Origin of the sequence: Pontibacter sp. MBLB2868, assembly GCF_051904785.1 — a bacterium.
Taxonomy (GTDB): Bacteria; Bacteroidota; Bacteroidia; order Cytophagales; family Hymenobacteraceae; genus Pontibacter.
This window is the reverse complement of the sequence record NZ_CP196710.1, coordinates 903,582-922,477: the sequence shown is the minus strand read 5'-3', so window position 1 is coordinate 922,477 and position 18,896 is coordinate 903,582. Positions and strand designations below refer to the sequence as shown.

Here is an 18,896-nt window from a genome sequence, read left to right as displayed (position 1 = left end):
CTTATGTTATCAAGCTTCAAGTCTTTTGCCATCTTGCTTCGGGTAAAAGCCTACCATCCTTTTATCTAACCCAAAGCTTATGGCGCTGCTTAAGGCACGCACCCAAGTATTGTTTCACCGTTGGCAATGGCTAACGTAATGGGATCCATTAACTTTCTGTCACTCTCCTTTACGTGGGGTTTATAGATGGTATCTTTTCCTAGCAATATCCTATTCGCTAATAACAAGTCTGCCATGTGCAGGGAGAGAACGGAGTCATAGTCATCGGGCCTGTATCCTCCAAACAGCGACATGATCACAGGTAAGGGTTGTCCGAGCTCTTGTTCTACCTCAAGCACCCATTTGTAAAACATTTCTGCAGCCATCATCCAATATTCCGTGTTGACGCTTCCGCCCATGTGGTCAAACACATGGGAGTCGGCACCATGGCACCACACAACATAATGGATCTTGCCTGCCAGTATGCATTGCTTTAGCATTGATAAACTCTGCCCCAGGTGGGAGATGTATCCTTCATTGGTACCCCTAACATTGATGTTTGCCATTTTTGGGATAGCAACATCCAGGTCTGTCACAAAGGCTCTGCTGTCTTCGATCGAATTACCAAAGTGTTGGTCCAGATCCAGGTATGCTCCACAAAGCCCAAACTCTCGGTATATCTTTACGGATACAATGACTTGCCCACTGAATGTGCAGAAACCTGCACCGCTTTCAGGCCTAGCATGATGAAACCCGCTGGTTGGGCTAAAAGTAAGCTCATCCGGATGCAGCACAGCATGTAAGATGGCATGGTACAGGCTGGCGTTCGTGTACCTGACAGATGTTGCTAAGTTCTCACTCCACGCAAGGCCGCTCTTCAGTGGCAGCTCCGCTCCTTGAAAGAATTTATCGACATACTCCCGGGTGTGTGCGAGGTAAAAAGTTTCCTGCTCAAAAGGAGCAAACTCTCTTATATCCAAACATGCTGCATATCCTTCTGCTTTAAGCTTGTTTAACAGTAAACGTGGTTTTGCTGCGCTCTTCGTGTATAGGCCTTCTCCATTTTGATCATCCACTTGCTGTTCCATATAAAAGGTGACAATTCTATTCTTTTTCATTTAGAAGGAATTATTATAAAGAATGGTGTTAGTTAATTTGAAGAGCTATAAAGGTTACTTGTATTTCAACACATGATTGATTTTACCTGGACAGCTAATGAACTCATGACGCACGTACATTACATTTGACTCAGTGAAGGTGTAAGTGCCAAGCAAGCGAATGACACGGGAGATCCGGCCATCTGGCCAAGTGAAGGATACATCTGGCCCCATGAGCTCTGTTTCTCCATAATAAGCTCGTGCTATATCATCAAGCAAAGTTGACGGAGAACCCGAAGCTTCAATAAGTGTCAACCCATCTTTATATCCCATTCTCAAAGTATCTAGATAGCTATTTGCCATACCCGGAGCAATCTGTGCTGACCACTTTTGTGCACACTCTTCCCGGAGTAGGTTCAAGGCAGTATCTTCATCGGCTCCATAGGAAAAAGCACCTTTGGCTATAAAGCGGTTAAAAGCAACATAGAGTTTATCCTCAGCACTACCGGGAGTCAAAAAGGGATAAGGATGACTGATCATAGCATAACAAATATTAGTTGCTACAAAAGTAACCTAAGGTATCCTTCTTAAGGATTTTCTGCAAGCTTGTAACATTTCGCCATGTTCTTGTGGACGAAGTGCCTTGACTTATCAAAGCGGAGAGAAGTCAGTTGCAATAAGCGTCAATGAAATGCTGCCTTTTAGGTCAGTTCTAGTACCATAGCCGAAAATGATCTCGCCATTAACGCCAGCTCTTTCTTGAATATAGTCAGTAATCAAAGACAGTTCTTCTATTTCAAGTCCTGCCTCTACTCCTGTCATAATGGAGAGCAGCACTCTGCGGGCACCCTGTATATTGTCTTTTTGTTGAAGAGCAATAGAAGTAACTTGCTGTGCAGCTGTCAACGCGCGACGTTCACCTGTAGTGACTGCTGTGCCTACCACAGCCATCCCAGCCTTCCCCAGTACCTTTCGCACATCTGCTATACTAATGTTCACTTCAGCTCTTGTTGTAAGACTATCCATTAAAGCATACCCTGTCTTGAAGGTAAAATTTGATAATTGGCCTATATAGGCACCTTTAGTGTTTGATGTAGGAGCTCTGCTAAGCAACTTGTCTCTTAGTAAGACGATGAGAGAGTCCGATAAACTAAGGAGCTTTTTAGTATCATCTTTAGCGGAGTTCTCTATAAGATCGGATTGAGCTACAACAATTCCTATCGTAATGACACCCACACTTCTTGCTGCCTGGGTAATGAAAGATGCTGCACCCATAGCTTCTCTCCTATCCGCTTCCACCACAATAAACATGATGGCAGTTGCCCTGCACAAAGAATCGGTTAACTCCTGATCACTTGTAAGCACTTCTCTATTTTCTGCACCTCCTTTTATTTCAATGTGCCTCCCCACAGAGATGTCGCTACCTAAAGCCACTACAGGAACACCGGTCGAAGAGACAAAAAAGGCTTTTACATTGCTCACGTGCTCTTGTTGATCAACAATTAGATATTTTGAAATGTAGCTGATAGTATCATAGCCTACATCTCCCACTCCTACTATTTTGATTGTGTGTGAATCGCCTGTATTCATAGTTAGCTGTGGATTCAGAAAATATTGAAAACGATGATAGATCCTATCAGTAGAAATGGATTACAAAATAGGGAGTCAGATTACGGAAAGGCTCCAGTACACCTAAAGTTCTGTACATATGCTGCCCAAAATGTAGGTGTACTGGCTTTTTTATTCAATTACCTTTACACTTCCATTTTTTATAAGTTTTTCTGCAAGAGTAAAGTACTCATCAGTTGGCTTGAGTTTTTTCCTAAGAATGATTTCTTGCCATCCCTCTACCCCATCATACAGAAGCCATGCGATCGCCCTGAAAGTAGATTGAAATAAATATCTTATATGCGCTTGATCTGGCTTACCGTCTGTTAGGGGTGCAATGAAGGTGGAGGTTAACGCAATATTCCATGGGGCTGTGAAAGTGTATGGGTTATCTGTAATGCCCCAAATGTGGGTCAATGTATAATTCGAAACATTGGATCTCTTTCCGTTTGATGAAAGTATGCCAGTAAGCTCTTTGAAAATCTTTCTTACTTCTGCATTCCCATCTCTGTCTGCTCTAACAAGCAACTCGATTCCGTTTTCCTCTAGACAAAGTTTCGAGTATTCCTTTGTAGCCGTTTTCTTATCAGTTTCAAAAACCGTTGAAGTATGCCGAATGACTCCTTCACCAGTTTTATCAATCATTCCCTTTAACTGTATCCAGCGAGTATTTACTTTAGCAGGATTAATATAGTAAACGTTTCGAATAGCAAACTTTAAAAATGCTTCTTCATCGTTTCCAAACTGCTCAAGTAAAGAATTGAGGCCATCTTTATTGAATTGGCTACCGTCTAATAAATTCATATATACACCTTTATATTGTAGTTTACATTTACCTGGACATAACATGGAAATTCAAAACTCTTTTATAAGCTTACCGGGAAAGCATTATGATCAAAAGTATGTTTTATATTGATGAAACTACAATCATTACAAGCTTGTAAAGTCTACACTGTTGAACTGAGATGACACATGATATCCAGTGGATGAGCATTGATTCTAGGAATTATTGACAGGAAATATGCACTTTTTGTACACCCTGTGTTTTTGTTACCCTGTTGTTACTCAAACCATGTAACTAATTGACAGCCATTGATATTTCAAATTCTGCATCGGAAAGTAAACCCATACTTCTCTCCACCATCTCACATTCCCCTAAAATAGCTTCATAGGGCCTCCTGTGCCTGCCTGATACAATTTATAAACCTGGCTCCATTTGCCCCGTCTGTCGGGCGGTGGCTGATGGAGCCAGGCCATCGGCCCACGGTTTCGCTGTTGCAAGATTCTGGTATCACGCTCCTGCATATAAACGGATCATGTGAAATTGTAAAGGTCAGCTAGCAAGCATTTTAACCCACAACATACTGCAGTTATTCTATTAACTGATTTCACTCAAAGCAGTATAACCATAGAAAGTATTCTGAACGTAACACCTACTTGTTAGTGAGGCTGTTACATGAGCTTTAAAACATCTAAATTGAATAATTATGGTGAATGTGGCAATAAATGGTTTGGGGCGCATAGGCCGCGCTACTTTAAAGATAATCCTGGATAGTACCGACTTTAAACTGGTAGCCATAAATGACCTGGTGCCAGCCGACAACCTGGCTTACCTGCTCAGGTATGATACGGTATATGGCCGTTATCATAAAACAGTGGAAGCGGCAGATGATAAGCTGACCATTGACGGGCAAGCCTATAAAGTACTGCATGAGAAAGATCCGGCAAAACTCCCCTGGAAAGACCTGGGTGTTGACCTGGTATTTGAGTGCTCCGGTGTTTTCACGAAACGGGAGGATCTGCAAAAGCACCTGGAGGCCGGTGCTAAACGGGTTATACTTTCGGCACCCGCAAAGAGCGAAGACATCAAGACCATCGTGTTCGGGGTGAACTCCGGTGAGGAGAACAACGAAACGATCATATCCTGTGCCAGCTGCACAACCAACTGCATCACACCTGTTGTGGAGATCATCAATCGACGCATTGGCATCCGAAAAGCGAACATGACCACCATCCATGCCTATACTTCCAGCCAAAGCCTGGTTGACGGACCAAACAAAAAGATCAGGAGAGGCCGGGCTGCAGCCGCCAACTTTGTACCTACTTCTACCGGAGCCGCCAAAGCAACGGCAAGGGCGCTACCGGAAATGGAGGGTAAGTTTGACGGGGCAGCTATCCGGGGACCCGTACCTGCCGGCTCTATTGCCGACATGAACATGGTAACAGCCCGCGAAACTACTGTAGATGAGATCAACTCTATACTGCGGGAGGAGGCCGGCAGCGACCGCTACAAGGGAGTATTGGGGGCTACAGATGATGAACTGGTATCATCAGATATAATCCAGGACTCACGCTGCTCCATTGTAGACCTGAGCATGACGCAGGTAGTGGGCGGCGACCTGGTCAAGATCATGAGCTGGTACGACAATGAATGGGGCTATGCCTCCCAGATGGTTCGGGAAGCCAAGCATGTGGCAAGCATGGTAATGGCTTCTTAAGGTCGGGGCTTTATATCAGCTCTTTTCGATCAGCACGCGCCCGGTCATCTCTTCCGGTACAGGAATGTGCATGAGAGATAGTATGGTGGGAGCTACATCGCCCAGCCGTCCGTCATTAAGTTTTACTCCTTTGCCTGCTCCAAGCAAAATACAAGGCACCGGGTTACTGGTATGCGCCGTGAACGGGGAGCCATCCGGATTCTTCATTTTTTCGGCATTCCCATGGTCCGCAAGTATGATAACGGCATAGCCTGCCTCCAGTGCTGCTTCAGCAACAGCCTGTGTACAGCTGTCCACGGTTTCGCAGGCGATAATAGCTGCCTGCATGTCGCCGGTGTGGCCAACCATATCGGCATTGGCAAAGTTGAGGCATACAAAATCATAGGCCTGTTGCTTTAGCTCAGGTATAACGGCATCGCGGATACCTGCGGCACTCATCTCCGGCTTCTCATCAAAGGTGGCTACATCCGGCGAGTCTACCAGGATCCGCTCTTCGCCTTTAAATTCCTTTTCCTGGCCGCCATTGAAAAAGTAAGTGACATGCGGGTATTTAATTGATTCAGCTATCCGGAGTTGTTTCTTCCCTGCTTTGGCCAGCACCTCCCCCAGCGTATTTTTCAGGTTCTCGCGTTCAAACAGCACCCCCACATTTTTATAAGTCTCATCGTAGCGGGTCATGGTCAGGTAGTGGAGCTTGAGCGTGTGCATTTGAAATTCCGGGAAATCGCGCTGCGTTAGCGCCTCCGTGATCTGCCGTGCCCTGTCGGTCCGGAAGTTAAAGCAGACCACCACATCACCTTCCTGTATGGTTGCCACCGGCTTTCCCTGCTCGGTTAACACAATAGGTTTTATGAACTCATCTGTTTCCCCGTTTTTATACTTCTTCAGCACTGCCTCCTGCCAAGCGTCAGCCACTACGTAGGTATCTGCTTTCCCGTTCACGAGTGCCTGGTAGGCGATAGCGGTACGCCCCCAGTTCCTGCCACGGTCCATGGCATAGTAGCGCCCTGTAATACTGGCCAGCTTACCGGTGGTCTTTTGCAGGTGTCCTTCCAGGTCCTCCAGGAAACCGATGCCGCTTTTAGGGTCGGCATCTCTGCCGTCGGTAAAGGCATGCACATACAGCTCCTTCACTTCCTGCTCCCGGGCAATGGTACAAAGTGCTTCCAGGTGAGCAATGTGCGCATGAATACCGCCATCCGATACCAGCCCCATGTAATGCACTTTCCTGTTATGTTGCCTGGCATAAGCCAGGTTGTCGAGCAGCAGTTTGTTCTTGTGCAGGCTGCGGTCTTCAATGGCCAGGTTTATCTTCATAAGCTCCTGGTATACCACGCGTCCCGCACCGATGTTAATATGCCCGACCTCTGAGTTACCCATCTGCCCTTCCGGCAAGCCCACGTCTACGCCATGCGCATGCAAACGGCAATGCGGCTGCTCTTTCCATACTTTATCCATAAAAGGTGTATTGGCCTGCGCAATAGCCGACACACCTTCTTCTCCTTCTTTTGAGATGCCCCATCCATCCAGGATCATCAGTAGTATTTTCTTAGCCATTACTTTTATACGTCTGTTCCTTATACTTCTGTTATTTGCAGTGCATAACTATGCCCTGCCTGCACCATCCCACTAAAAATATTAAATTCTCAGGCCCCGCTATGTATAATTATTTACAGCTTCGCTTAATTTTGCTTTATGACGAACTTTGAGGAAACCAAGAAGCTACTGGAGGACTCCACCTTTTACTATGTTATCGCTACCAGCATGGATGGCAACTATTCTTATGTGAATAACTGCTATTCTAAGGCTTTTGATCATATCCATGGGCCAGTAGTAGGTAAACCGTATTGGATAACCATGCACGCCGACGATACAAAGGTGTGTGAGGAAGTAGCGGTTAAGTGCTTTGCAAACCCTGAGAGCACCTTCCCGGCCACTATTCGCAAACACGACGGAAAAGGTGGGTATATTATTACACAGTGGGAGTATAAAGCGCTTTTTGACGAGGCTAACCAGCCGGCAGGTATGTTCTGCCTCGGCTACGACATTACGGCATACGTGGCCTATGATGAACAGCTCCGGAGTGTTCGTTCGCAGTTAAGCCAGAAAGAGAGCGTGCTGCGCGAAATCTCTTTCCATCAGTCGCACATTATCAGGAGGCCACTGGCAAATATAATGGGCCTTGCCAAAGTACTTGACCGCATGGAACTGGACCAGAACCTGAAAAATATTTGCAACATGCTAGTTGAAAGCAGCCTGCAGCTTGACAAGGCAATACGAGAGGCAGCAGAGAAAAATTTCGGCTAAGCAGGGCATTTGCCTGCGCTTACCTGCTCTTCCTGAAGGTGTTTACCGCATACAGCCGCTTCTCTTCCAGGCTCAGCGCATATGGGGAACCGTTCCAGTGTATGACCGGCACCATTTCGGCAGGTTCTGATGCAGCAGCAGGCACCGGCAGGTAAACCATGGCATTGCCAACATAGTCCACCCCTGTTATGCCCATCAGGGCAGATACATAATTCACAAAAGCCTCCTTTTCTTCCGCCGACGAAGTATAGCCGATCTCATTGGTTGTAAATCCGTCTGAAATATCCTCCCGCATGTACACGATTCGGGAAAAAGTGTCTATGGAAATATCGGGAACAGGCAGGTGGGTCACATCCGCTTTTACCTGCCTTGCTTCCACAAAAATGCGCTGGTTGGTTTCGCGGCTCTGCATCTGCACCGCTTTCACCTCCTTGCTTTCCCTCCTGAAAGGGCCCAGCACAAATGTCCTGCCCACCACCTCCGGACGCTGTGCCGGTTTGGGAGGAGCCGGTGCTTTGTCCTGGTGCTGCACGTGCGGGTAGCGGTGCTGGTGCACATCTATGATGGCGGTAAAGGTGCTCAGAAAATGATCGGTATGCTTCAGATGAAAAAGCTCGAGCTCGTGTGCCCTGTTCCGGCTTACCAGGTAAGCATGGATGCGCTTAGACTTTTCGTAAACAGTAAATATCTTCTGTGCGTGCGGCGTACCTTTGTAACTGGAATACAGCTCCTGCAGTTCCTCCAGCCTTCTATTCGACTCCCGGATATACGGCAGGTCCTTCACGGCCAGGTTTTCCGGGCTACCCACTACCGTTCTGTTGCCCGTTACCCCCCGGAGCCCGAACAACTGACGCAGGAACCCGATCATCTGGAAAGAATCTTTTTAAGGTGTTCCGTTTCAATTTCTACCCGTAGCTTTTCCGCTGCCTTCAGCTCCTCAAAATAGCTGTCCAGCTTTTGAATATACCTGTCTAAAAGCTCCTCCTGCTCACGGCTCAGGAGCGCATGGGGTGTCAGGTGCCTGGTTTTATCTGTAGCCATGGGTTACGACTCAATTTGTTTCGATTTACTGAACGTGCTGAGGATCTTGTTGTTGAGCTCTTCCTGCACTTCGGCAAGCTCTTTAACAGCCTCCTCGCGCTTGCGGCTACCCTCTTCGGATATCTTCAGCACGGCATCGAGGGTTTCCACCATGTCGCGGTTCACCTTTTTCAGGGTTTCCACATCTACAATGCCGCGTTCATTTTCTTTGGCGGCGTTCACCACGTTTGTCTTCAGCAACTGTGAGTTCTTGAGCAGCATTTCGTTGGTCGTGTCGGTCACCTTTTTCTGTATCTCCAGTGCCTTGCGCTGTTTCTCCAGGCCCAGGGCAATAGCCACCTGCTGGCGCCAGACAGGTATCACCGTCACGATGGAGTCCTGTATCTTTTGGGCAAGTACCTCATTGGTATTCTGGATCATCCGGATCTGGGGCATCGCCTGCGTGGCAATGGTATGCGATAGGGTCAGGTCGTGCACTTTCTTTTCGAGTCGCTCCTTAAAAGCTACCATATCGCTCAGGCGCTGCACGGCCAGTTCGTCCTGGTTGCTGCGCTCCACCTCTTCCTGCAGCTTCGGAATGGTTTCGTTCTCTATCTCCTCTATTTTTATCTTGCCTGCAGAGATCACCGATCGCACCTCATGGATATACTCCACGGCTTGTTTAAACATCACATCCAGGCTCGTGGAATCTTTCAGGATGCTCTGACGGGTCTTCTCCAGCTTTACCACCACATCATCCACATTTTCGGCAATGGTATTGTACTGCGAGGCGATACGCTTCGATCTGTCCTGTATCTTTTTACCGAAAGGCAAACGCGACAGGAGGCCACGCTTTTCCTGCTCGTCTATTTTGATCATGTTGATCTGGGAGAGCAGTTCGTGAATGGCGGTACCGGCATCACCGGAGTCCTTTGCCCTTACTTTAGTGAGCAGCTCATTTGAGTAGTATCCTAACTTGCGTTGCGTCTCGACGCCGAAGTTGGTGAGTGTCTCGGGTTTTTCCGGGTCCAGGGTTTTTGAAATATCCTGGGCTCTCTGCTGTATCAGCTCTTTATCTTCTACTAACGTAATGTTGGTGTTTTCCATTTTTTCAGGTTCCGAAGTATTGTTTATGAAGGTTGTCTAAGTTCTTGATCTGTTCTTTTACCTGCTCCCGGCGTTCGCTGTTCTCATACCACTCAATTTCGTTGCGGGGCAGGTAGTCACCCAGCAACTCGCGCACCTCGCGCAGCAGCGCCTCCCCTTTCCTGTTCCTGAAGTCCGGGTTTTTATAAAATGCGTTGATATAGGCTACTTTCACTTGTCCGGCCTGCGTTACGGCGAGCTCCTGTACCTCTACCGTAAGCTCCGACGATTGGTTATGATCTGTTATGATGGTGCGGTAAACACCTTTGTTTCCCTCCTGCAGGGCTGTTTCGCAGGTTTCCCGGGCAGCCTTTATGGCTTTGCGCAGGCGGAGATTAGGTTTTATATAGTGGCCGTACATGTAGCCCAGTACTGCCCCTATCACTAAGGTCCAAAAAATTAACATAGTCAGATTGTACTATTTAGTCGATAAGATATACTATACTTCCTATACGCGTATTGCTCCGATGGAGTCGAGGAATATGACCTTAAAAGCAAAACAGCCGCCTTACCTTCAGGTAAAACGGCTGTTTCGAAACAGGTGAAAGGGTTTTGCAAGCCTTAGTACGCGTATCTTTCAATAAATGGCCCGGCACCTGGGTATGCCTCCAGCCTGGTGGAGCGCTCTACGGGCATGCCGGAACTGTGGTAGGCATAGGTATAAAATTCTTTGCCGGAGCCTGCGTCCCTAAAGCCCGGGTTATTGCTGAAGAGCTTTACACCAGGCAGATAATATGAGCTTTCGGCAAAAGGCACCGGATTCGGATTAGAATCAAAACTTCCCCACCTGATTATGGATGCCGGCCCCAGATCCTGGATGCGGTTGCTGGTTGACCAGCTCGTGGCCAGCTCTGTCATGTTGCCACTGGCGTTGTACTTATACTCCGTTATGCCCAGCCGTCCTTCATCGGAAGTCGCATAACTTAGCGTTGTCATTTTTACCAGCTTGTCACCGGTATAGGCAAAGGTGTAGCGATAGTTTACTTTGTTCTCTCTGTAATACCGTACAGCCTCCACCACTTTATCGCCGGAATAAGTATAAAGCAGGTAGTTGCCGTTCTTAAAAATCAGTTTTGCAGGTTTATCACCTTCATACACAACAGTATAGCCCAATGTTATTTGATCTGTGTAATCCACTTCTGTCAGGCGGTTCTGTGTATCGTATTTAAAAACCCGCGTGCCCATCTGCTTCAGCATACTACTGTTAGAAACAGGTGGGGGTGTCTGGTTGGTGGGAGGCGGCGTAACCGGCGGTGGCGTCGAAGGATTTCCTGTGGTAGGAATGCCCGTAGAAGCAGGCAGAACTTCTTCTTTTGTACAGGAAGAGAACGTGATGACAGACAAGCTTAGTCCGGCAATCAGAAATAGTCGTTTTGCACTCATAATGATTTTTTCATAGGTTTATTTGTACTTTATTAATTTTTAGCAGACAATTTTTATGCCAGAATTAGATATTCCTAATTCTTAATAAAAAACAGTAGTTTAAAGGGTTAATTCTGGCTACTAGGGACTAGCTGGCTGTCCAGAACTGTACAAATGCGTCCGGTTATGAACACAAAATACACGCTGCTACAGGAACTAGCTCCTTCCTGCCTAGGTAGAACTGGTGGCTTAAGGAGCTCAGAATGCTGTTTCTTTCTCTGTGGGCCAGGTATAAACACTGTGTCTATGTAGAGGCGTCGCGGGGCAGAATTTCCGGTAACCTATCTGCAATAATCCTTAAATTGCGCTATGGATTTTGTGACGATAGATTTTGAGACGGCAACGCCGCAAAGAGACAGCCCTTGTGAGATTGGTTTAACTGTAGTCCGGAACAAGCAAATTATTGAAACGCGTTCCTGGCTGATCAAGCCTTTGTATTACCCCCACTTCAACTCATTTAATGTGGCCGTGCATGGCATTCTGCCTTCCGATGTGAAAGACCAGCCGGATTTCCGGGAGCTGTGGCCGGTGCTGAAGCCGTACCTGGAGGGGCAGTTTCTGATCGCGCACAATGCGAGCTTTGATATGAGCGTGCTTCGCAAAACCCTGGCAACTTATAACATTCCGCTGCCCCAGGAAACACGCTATTCCTGCAGCCTGCAATTTTCAAAAAACATCTGGAAAGGCATGCACAAGTATGACCTGAAAACGCTCTGCAACATGCACCGCATCAGTTTCCTGCATCACCGTGCCGCTTCTGACGCCCATGCCTGCGCCGCTTTGTCGCTGAAAGCAATTGAACTGACGGGTACGGCATCGGAGGCGGAGTTTACCGTTAAGATGGGAAGTAAGATCAGCCGGGTCTGATAGCTATATAACAAAGCTATAGCATCGGGGTAAAACGATAACCAACTTTACATAGCTTCCGGTTTGCCTGCAGCAACACAGCAGCTTTACCCTATAAGTTTTGCTTCTCCACTACCAGTTCAATAGCGAAATAAGCCAGTGAGCCAACAAGTAGTAAAGCAAGTGCAGTATTGGGAGTCATAGGCGAATAAGTTTAAATTAGAAGATAAAGCCTGTAGCTTTTAAGTATGTAACTACCTATAATACAGGATTGTTTGTTGTTTTTTACTGTACCAAAGCAATATGAGGTAACTGTAGCTAGGGACTTGTAAAAGGATCCCTTTTAAAGGCAGGTGGATGTGTTGGTTCTTTACTTGATTCCCCTATCCATTTTAGTACCAGGTACACCCAAAAGCCATCTCCCGGCAGTATCACCCATGGGCTACGCTTTATACTTAGCTCAATAATATTAATATTAAACTATATTTTTCTACTCAACATCCTACTATATTCCGTACCTTGAAGGCTGTTTTAAAAACGAGTATAAGTATAGGTGTCCAACGACTATATCCCCACCGCCAAGGCAAATGCGGATATAGATGTTGAAAACGATTTCTGGTATGCCGCCGACTAAATGCGCGGCATGTTTCCGCCATTGTTGGTGTTATCACCAACAATTAAACTACGATAGCCCGGGATGCACGAGCAGCAGCACATAGCCTTCTTCACCGCCACAATACTTGAGTGGAAGCACCTGCTGAAGCCAGATAAATACAAAGCTATCATCCTGAGCAGCCTGCGGTTTTTGGTTGAGAACAAGCGCGTGAAAATTTATGGATTCGTGATCATGCCGAACCACATCCACTTGCTCTGGAAGATGGAAGAACTATACAAGCGAGAAGATGTGCAGCGAGATTTTCTGAAGTATACGGCGCAACAGATAAAGTTCGACCTGAAGCAGCAGTACCCTGCAGTGCTAGAGAAGTTCCGTGTTGGAGCTAAAGACCGGCAGTACCAACTATGGGAGCGAAACACACTGTCAGTTTACTGCTACTCTACAGCTGTTACAGAACAGAAAATGGACTATATACATAACAACCCTATACAGGAGAAGTGGCACTTGGCGGCTCTGCCGGAGGATTATCACTACTCATCAGCTCGATACTATTTTGATAATGTGGATGAATTCGGCTTTCTAACGCACTATAGGGACTAAAGCGCTTGCTGGCAGCTAAGTTGTTGGTGATAACACCAACAACGGCAATAAACACCAACAACGGCGATAATTCACTACTTTTAGATGACTAAAGTGATTATATTTAAAAACGCCACAATAACCTTTCTATAAAGCCATAGCTCTAATCATTTGACAGCGACATCACAAGACCTCCTCTCCCACTTCCAGAACATCAACACCTGGAAAAGTAAAGGCACCAGAGCGCCACACAAGCCGCTCCTCATGCTACTGGCTTTAGGAGAAATACAGCGAGGAAACACCGGTTTTATACCTTACACAAGTATAGAACCGAAGCTTAAGGACCTGTTACTTGATTTTGGGCCACAACGTAAAACGCTATATCCTAACTTGCCTTTTACTAAACTGGCGAATGATAACCTTTGGCAGTTCAATAAACCGGAACTGCTGGATACGAAGCAGGATTATAGCTCCAAATTTCTACGTGACCACGACCTGCAGGGTAAATTTCCGGATGCCGTAACGCAGCAGCTAAAGCAAAACCCGGAACTGCTAAAAAGTGTTGCTGAATCTATTCTGGAGCAGAATTTTCCGGACACACTCCACCAGGATATACTAGATGCAGTAGGACTTGATATTACAGCAGGGCCTGCAACATCCGGAACGAAGCAAAGCCGAAGACGGGACCCGCTTTTCAGGGAAAGTATATTGAAAGCCTATGAGTATAAATGTGCTGTATGTGGTTTTGGGGTTCGGCTTAAACATAAAATTTTAGCCCTGGAAGCTGCGCACATCATGTGGCACCAGGCTGGCGGACCTGATGTAGAGGTAAACGGCTTAGCCCTTTGCGCCACGCATCATAAGCTGTTTGACCTCGGGGCATTTACCATTAATGCCGACCTGCGTATGTTGGTATCTGACGAAGTAAATGGTGTTGGCTCAAACGAATGGCTGTTGCAGCACCATGGCAAATCGATACAAGCACCTCAAAAAAAATCCTTTTATCCCGAACCAGAATTCACCAGCTGGCACGTAAACGAAGTTTTCAAAGGCAGCTACCGCGATCTGTAGTTTATACTTGTTATCTTGCAGCTCATACTTCACCAGCACCTCATGTCTCATCAACCACAATACACCACCATTGTCCGGGAAGCTTTTAACCTGTACCTGGACAACAAGATCGACCTCGACGAACTGATAGAGCGGCTAAGGTATGTAGAGCTGCAGGTACAGTCTGAGGAGGAGGAAGAATCGGACAGGAAAGTATGGTTCCGCTTTTTTGAGGGCGATACCCTGAAAACAACTATTGACGAGATTGAAAAAGACCTTCGCGATCCTGCCCATCCGGGTGGAGTGATTCTGAAACGCGGCATTGCCTATGGCCTCGACGCTAACGAGCTGGAGGTACATTATTCCTGATCGCATTTGGAGTGTCATCTACAAAAAAAACACCAGCCCGGCGTACTATGCCCTGGCTGGTGCCTTACTATAGGAATTAAGTTTACTGCTTTTACATACCTGGCGGCAACATCACTTTGTCGATAACGTGTACCACACCCTTAGATGCTTCCACATTAGGCATGGTAACAGTGGCATCGTTGATCATCACTTTATCACCGCTCATCATTACCTTCAGGTCCTTACCATTCAGGGTTTTTACCATCATTCCGTCCGAAAGATCAGAGGCCATCACATTGCCCTCTGCTACATGGTAAGTAAGGATGTCTACGAGTTGCTGCTTGTTTTCAGGCTTCAATAAATTATCCAGGGTACCGGCTGGCAATGCGGCAAAAGCTTCGTCAGTTGGCGCAAACACGGTATAAGGGCCACCTTGCTGCAGCGTACCGGCCAGGTCAGCGGCCTGCAGGGCCTTCACCAGCGTGGATAAGGAAGGAGTGTTGGATGCCAGCGCCACAATATCAGGCTTAGCCATATCCGTTTGCTCCATTGGCTCTTCTGTAGCCATGGTCTCTGTTTCAGCGGTCATCGTCTCCGATGTCTCTGCTGTTTGCTCGTTGCTGCTGCACCCGAAGAACAGGAATGCCGCACAAACATACATGCTTACCTTTTTCATAGTTTGTTGTTTAAGTTCAAATTAGATTTATACGACATTAACCAGGTAAACATCTTATTGTTCAATAACTTATAGATTACTCCCACGATAAATACCTGCCAGTACCCTTATTTGCCCCATCCCCGGGCCGGATCTTTCTCATCGCGCAGCAAAGCAAAAGTATTAAGTGTGCTATGCTGCAAGTATTAGTAATTCTCAGATTATCCTCACAACTTTATGTTTCATAAATTATATTAACCATGCACCAGAACCCTCCTATCCCTAACAACGAGTTTAGCCGGGTTATAGACCTCTCTGAACTTGACCTGGATTACAGCAATCTGAATGAACGGTTTAAAGACCTGACCAAGTTAGCCGCGCGCGTAGCTGGCACCGATATTTCGCTGGTAAACCTGATCGATTCGTTTACCCAATGGACAATATCATGCCATGGTTACCAGCTGGAGCAGATGCCTCGTGAAGATTCTGTTTGCCAGTACACTATTATGGAGGAAGAGCAGTTCCAGGTTCTGGACCTATCCCTGGATGATCGTTTTAAGGATAAGCCTTATGTAAAGAACGACCCCAACTTCAGGTATTACTTCGGCATTCCGCTTACCACCAAAAAAGGTAATAATATAGGGGCCTTGTGTGTGCTGGATAAGGAAGCAAGGGCATTAAACCCCGAGAAGATCGAGCTGCTCAAGATCATTGCCGATGAGATCGTGAACCGCCTGGTAATGTTGCAGGCGATCAACTCCCTCAGCAACGAGCTAAACGAAGCCAAAGAAGTTAAGAAACGCGTAGCCCATGATATTCGTGGTCCCATTGGCGGCATCATCGGTTTAGCCGAACTGATCAGCAGCCAGGGCGACCAGAATAAACTGGAGGAGGTGCTGGAGTTTATCCGCCTGATTCAGAAGAGCGGCACTTCGCTGCTCGAACTCGCAGACGAGATATTGAACTCCGAACTGAAAGCATCCCAAAAAAATCCGGAACTGAAAGAGCATGAGCTTAACCTGCTCCTGTTCAAGGATAAACTGGAGAAACTTTACCAGCCGCAGGCTGTGAACAAGGGCATTAACTTTAAAGTGAATATTAACCCGGATCATGGCGTTGCCCCTTTCCCTAAAAACAAGCTACTGCAGATAACGGGCAACCTGATCTCGAATGCCATAAAGTTTACCCCCGCCAACGGGGTTGTTTCTGTAAACCTGGATCTGTTAGTAGCAGAAAAATCAAGAACGCTGCACATACAGGTAAGCGACTCAGGGGTTGGGCTGGATAAACAGAAGCTGGAGGACATCCTGAGCGGGCAGTCTGCAACATCTACCGATGGCACAAAGGGTGAGCAGGGCTACGGCTTTGGCCTGCCGTTGGTAAAATACCTGGTCGACGGACTAAAGGGTTCCATGGACATTATTTCTACCCCCGGCCAGGGAACTACCTTTGATATAAAACTACCTGTGCCAAAAGACTAGTGCTGGCATAAAAATACCCGGCCCGGTACCCTTTTTCGTAGGTACCGGGCCGGGTATTTTTTTATACAACCGATACAAAAAGTATAGGCATTAATGCATCTCAGCCATTTCTGCCTTGCTGTATTCCTCGCTTATCTGTTTCTGCATTTCGGCAGGCACAGGGGCGTATTCGGAGAAATGGCTGCGTACAATGGCGCGGCCCTGGCTCAGGTTCCGTAACGACGACAGCAGCTGGTCAAGTTCGGCCTGCGGCGTGCGGGCCTTGATCACCTGGTATTCTTCTTCCATTTCCATGTTCAGGATGATGCTTCTGCGTATCTGCAGTTCCGTCATCACATCGCCCAGTAAGGAGGTCGGCACCAGCACCTCTATCTCATGTACTGGCTCCAGCAGTTGCGGCTCGGCCTGCAGGAACGCCTCCCGGAAAGCCATCATGCCCGCTATTTTAAATGAAATATCGTTGCTGTCTACGGGGTGCATCTTGCCATCAAAAACGCTTACCTGCACATCGCGTACGTAAGAACCTGTCAGGGGCCCCTGCTCCATCTTTTCCATCACCCCTTTCAGGATGGAGGGCAGGAAGCGGGCATCTATCACACCACCTACAATGCAGTTGTTAAACACCAGTTTGCCACCCCAAGGCAGCTCAATGGTTTCCGTGCCCCGCACCGGGTACTCCTTCATCGGTGGCATGCCCTCGTAGTATGGCTCCACCTTCATAGACACTTCCCCGAACTGGCCGGCACCACCCGATTGCTTTTTATGGCGGTAAGAGGACACGGCGGCTTTCTGGATGGTTTCGCGGTACGGGATCTTCACTTTCTGGAATTCTACCTGCATTTTGTACACGTGCTCCAGCCTCCAGCGGGTTACCATCAGGTGCAGCTCTCCCTGGGTGGCAAGTATAAGCTGCTTCAGCTCCGGGTTGTAGGTCACTTCCACGGTCGGGTCTTCTATGTGTATCTCATGAAGCACCTCGCCCAGCTTCTCCTCGTCCTGCTTGTTAACGGCTTCAACGGCTACCCGCATTTTAGGGTCCGGAAACTCAATTGGCTGTATGCTGCCGGTTGCCCCTTTGCCACTGAGGGTTTGGTTGGTATAGGTATTTTTCAGTTTTAAGGTACACCCGATGTCACCTGCTTTCAGGCGCTCCACCGGGTTGCGGTTTTTACCGTCGGTAATAAACAGGTGGCCGATGCGCTCTGTTACATTGGTCTTCTCGTTCTGCAGTTCCGTACCGATCGCCACCTCCCCGGCAAGCACTTTAAAGAAAGACAAACGGCCCAGCCGTGGTTCTATGAGTGTTTTAAACATGAACAAACGTGTAGGGGCTTCTACTTTGCAGGGCACTTCCTGGCCCTCCTCTGTATGTTCAGCAGGCATTTCGATGGCGGAGGGCGCTACGTTATCAATAAAGCCCATCATGCGGCCCGACCCCATGTCTTTTTTGGCTGACAGGCAAAAAACCGGGAACACCTCATGCTTCATCATACCTATCTTCAGCCCCTGCCGCAACTCATCCTCATCCAGGGTTCCTTTTTCAAAATACTTCTCCATCAGCCCTTCATCATTCTCCGCAGCTTTTTCTACCAGCTCGTTGTGCAGGGTATTGGCACGCTCCCGCTCACTGTCAGGTATCGGGAGCTTCTCCGGCCTGCCCCCTTCCTCCGGAAACTTATAGAGTACCATTTTAAGCAGGTCCACAATGCTATCGAAGCCTACGCCCTGGTTTAAAGGGTACTGCATGATGGTAACTGCAGAGCCGAAGAAGGCCTTGGCTTCCTCTATGGTCTGCGCGAAATTAGACCGGCCTGAATCCAGCTGGTTCACAGCCAGTATGGTAGGTTTTTTATAGCGGTCCACGTAGTTCCAGAGCAACTCGGTGCCTACCTCCACACCGTTCTGGGCATTCAGGAGCAGCACTGCCGTATCGCATACCCTTATCGAGGAGATCACCTCCCCAACAAAATCGTCGAGGCCCGGGGTATCCATGATATTGATCTTATAGTCCCGCCACTCGGTGTGCAGGCTGGTGGCATATACCGAGTTACCCCGGTCATGCTCTACCTCATGGTAATCGGATACGGTGTTGTTCTCCTCCACTGCACCACGTCTGTTGATGATGCCTGCTTCAAACAGCATGGTTTCGGCCAGGGTGGTCTTGCCGCTTTTAGCAGGGCCTATAAGCGCAATGTTCTTGATGTGTTTTTCGTCGTACGTCTTCATAAGGACAGCATTCAGGTT

The 18,896-nt window shown here is 47.5% G+C and carries 19 protein-coding genes; 7 read left to right on the top strand and 12 right to left on the bottom strand.

Annotated elements, in window-relative coordinates; all coding sequences use genetic code 11:
- Positions 1-89: 89 nt before the first annotated feature.
- The 4 genes from ACSX1A_RS04020 to ACSX1A_RS04005 form a co-directional block, all read right to left on the bottom strand.
- Positions 90-1,097, bottom strand: a complete 1,008-nt coding sequence (locus ACSX1A_RS04020; protein WP_439882331.1) for a hypothetical protein — start codon at positions 1,095-1,097, stop codon at positions 90-92.
- Between the two features lie 54 nt (positions 1,098-1,151).
- Entirely contained in the window at positions 1,152-1,616 is a 465-nt protein-coding gene (locus ACSX1A_RS04015) for a hypothetical protein (RefSeq protein WP_439882330.1), read from the bottom strand.
- A gap of 111 nt (positions 1,617-1,727) precedes the next feature.
- Positions 1,728-2,666 carry a hypothetical protein gene (locus ACSX1A_RS04010; RefSeq protein ID WP_439882329.1) on the bottom strand — a complete coding sequence of 313 codons (939 nt, stop codon included), beginning with the start codon at positions 2,664-2,666 and terminating at the stop codon, positions 1,728-1,730.
- 150 nt (positions 2,667-2,816) lie between these two features.
- Positions 2,817-3,488, bottom strand: coding sequence for a hypothetical protein (locus ACSX1A_RS04005; RefSeq protein ID WP_439882328.1), 672 nt, complete (start codon positions 3,486-3,488; stop codon positions 2,817-2,819).
- 683 nt (positions 3,489-4,171) lie between these two features.
- On the opposite strand from ACSX1A_RS04005, the gene gap reads away from it, so the two are divergent.
- Positions 4,172-5,182 carry a type I glyceraldehyde-3-phosphate dehydrogenase gene (gene gap, locus ACSX1A_RS04000; RefSeq protein WP_439882327.1) on the top strand — a complete coding sequence of 337 codons (1,011 nt, stop codon included), beginning with the start codon at positions 4,172-4,174 and terminating at the stop codon, positions 5,180-5,182.
- A 15-nt stretch (positions 5,183-5,197) separates the two neighbouring features.
- Here gap and gpmI read toward each other — a convergent pair whose 3' ends face one another.
- Positions 5,198-6,739: a 2,3-bisphosphoglycerate-independent phosphoglycerate mutase gene (gpmI, locus tag ACSX1A_RS03995; RefSeq protein ID WP_439882326.1), complete on the bottom strand. Its 1,542-nt coding sequence runs from the start codon at positions 6,737-6,739 to the stop codon at positions 5,198-5,200.
- Between the two features lie 138 nt (positions 6,740-6,877).
- Here gpmI and ACSX1A_RS03990 point away from each other — a divergent pair, with 138 nt between their 5' ends.
- Entirely contained in the window at positions 6,878-7,489 is a 612-nt protein-coding gene (locus ACSX1A_RS03990; protein ID WP_439882325.1) for a hypothetical protein, read from the top strand.
- A 19-nt stretch (positions 7,490-7,508) separates the two neighbouring features.
- On the opposite strand, the gene ACSX1A_RS03985 is transcribed toward ACSX1A_RS03990, so the two are convergent.
- The 5 genes from ACSX1A_RS03985 to ACSX1A_RS03965 form a co-directional block, all read right to left on the bottom strand.
- Positions 7,509-8,357 (bottom strand): hypothetical protein, encoded by an 849-nt coding sequence (locus ACSX1A_RS03985; RefSeq protein WP_439882324.1) that lies wholly within the window; start codon positions 8,355-8,357, stop codon positions 7,509-7,511.
- Positions 8,354-8,530 (bottom strand): hypothetical protein, encoded by a 177-nt coding sequence (locus tag ACSX1A_RS03980; RefSeq protein ID WP_439882323.1) that lies wholly within the window; start codon positions 8,528-8,530, stop codon positions 8,354-8,356. The genes ACSX1A_RS03985 and ACSX1A_RS03980 overlap by 4 nt, the downstream gene beginning before the upstream one ends.
- A gap of 3 nt (positions 8,531-8,533) precedes the next feature.
- On the bottom strand, positions 8,534-9,616 hold the full coding sequence (locus ACSX1A_RS03975; RefSeq protein ID WP_439882322.1) for a toxic anion resistance protein: 1,083 nt from the start codon (positions 9,614-9,616) through the stop codon (positions 8,534-8,536).
- Between the two features lie 4 nt (positions 9,617-9,620).
- Complete coding sequence (locus tag ACSX1A_RS03970) at positions 9,621-10,061, bottom strand: hypothetical protein (protein ID WP_439882321.1); 441 nt, start codon at positions 10,059-10,061, stop codon at positions 9,621-9,623.
- Positions 10,062-10,216: 155 nt separating this feature from the next.
- Positions 10,217-11,038, bottom strand: a complete 822-nt coding sequence (locus tag ACSX1A_RS03965; protein ID WP_439882320.1) for a hypothetical protein — start codon at positions 11,036-11,038, stop codon at positions 10,217-10,219.
- Positions 11,039-11,386: 348 nt separating this feature from the next.
- On the opposite strand from ACSX1A_RS03965, the gene ACSX1A_RS03960 reads away from it, so the two are divergent.
- The 4 genes from ACSX1A_RS03960 (at position 11,387) to ACSX1A_RS03945 (ending at position 14,537) form a co-directional block, all read left to right on the top strand.
- Positions 11,387-11,944: a 3'-5' exonuclease gene (locus ACSX1A_RS03960; RefSeq protein WP_439882319.1), complete on the top strand. Its 558-nt coding sequence runs from the start codon at positions 11,387-11,389 to the stop codon at positions 11,942-11,944.
- Between the two features lie 676 nt (positions 11,945-12,620).
- The gene (locus ACSX1A_RS03955) at positions 12,621-13,139 is read left to right on the top strand and encodes a transposase (protein WP_439882318.1); all 519 of its coding nucleotides are present in this window, start codon (positions 12,621-12,623) and stop codon (positions 13,137-13,139) included.
- A gap of 150 nt (positions 13,140-13,289) precedes the next feature.
- Positions 13,290-14,189: a phosphorothioated DNA-binding restriction endonuclease gene (locus ACSX1A_RS03950; protein ID WP_439882317.1), complete on the top strand. Its 900-nt coding sequence runs from the start codon at positions 13,290-13,292 to the stop codon at positions 14,187-14,189.
- Between the two features lie 42 nt (positions 14,190-14,231).
- Positions 14,232-14,537, top strand: a complete 306-nt coding sequence (locus ACSX1A_RS03945; protein WP_439882316.1) for a hypothetical protein — start codon at positions 14,232-14,234, stop codon at positions 14,535-14,537.
- 91 nt (positions 14,538-14,628) lie between these two features.
- Here ACSX1A_RS03945 and ACSX1A_RS03940 read toward each other — a convergent pair whose 3' ends face one another.
- Positions 14,629-15,192 (bottom strand): fasciclin domain-containing protein, encoded by a 564-nt coding sequence (locus ACSX1A_RS03940; protein WP_439882315.1) that lies wholly within the window; start codon positions 15,190-15,192, stop codon positions 14,629-14,631.
- A gap of 239 nt (positions 15,193-15,431) precedes the next feature.
- On the opposite strand from ACSX1A_RS03940, the gene ACSX1A_RS03935 reads away from it, so the two are divergent.
- Positions 15,432-16,652, top strand: coding sequence for a GAF domain-containing sensor histidine kinase (locus ACSX1A_RS03935; RefSeq protein ID WP_439882314.1), 1,221 nt, complete (start codon positions 15,432-15,434; stop codon positions 16,650-16,652).
- A gap of 90 nt (positions 16,653-16,742) precedes the next feature.
- On the opposite strand, the gene ACSX1A_RS03930 is transcribed toward ACSX1A_RS03935, so the two are convergent.
- Complete coding sequence (locus tag ACSX1A_RS03930; protein ID WP_439882313.1) at positions 16,743-18,878, bottom strand: elongation factor G; 2,136 nt, start codon at positions 18,876-18,878, stop codon at positions 16,743-16,745.
- Positions 18,879-18,896: the final 18 nt, after the last annotated feature.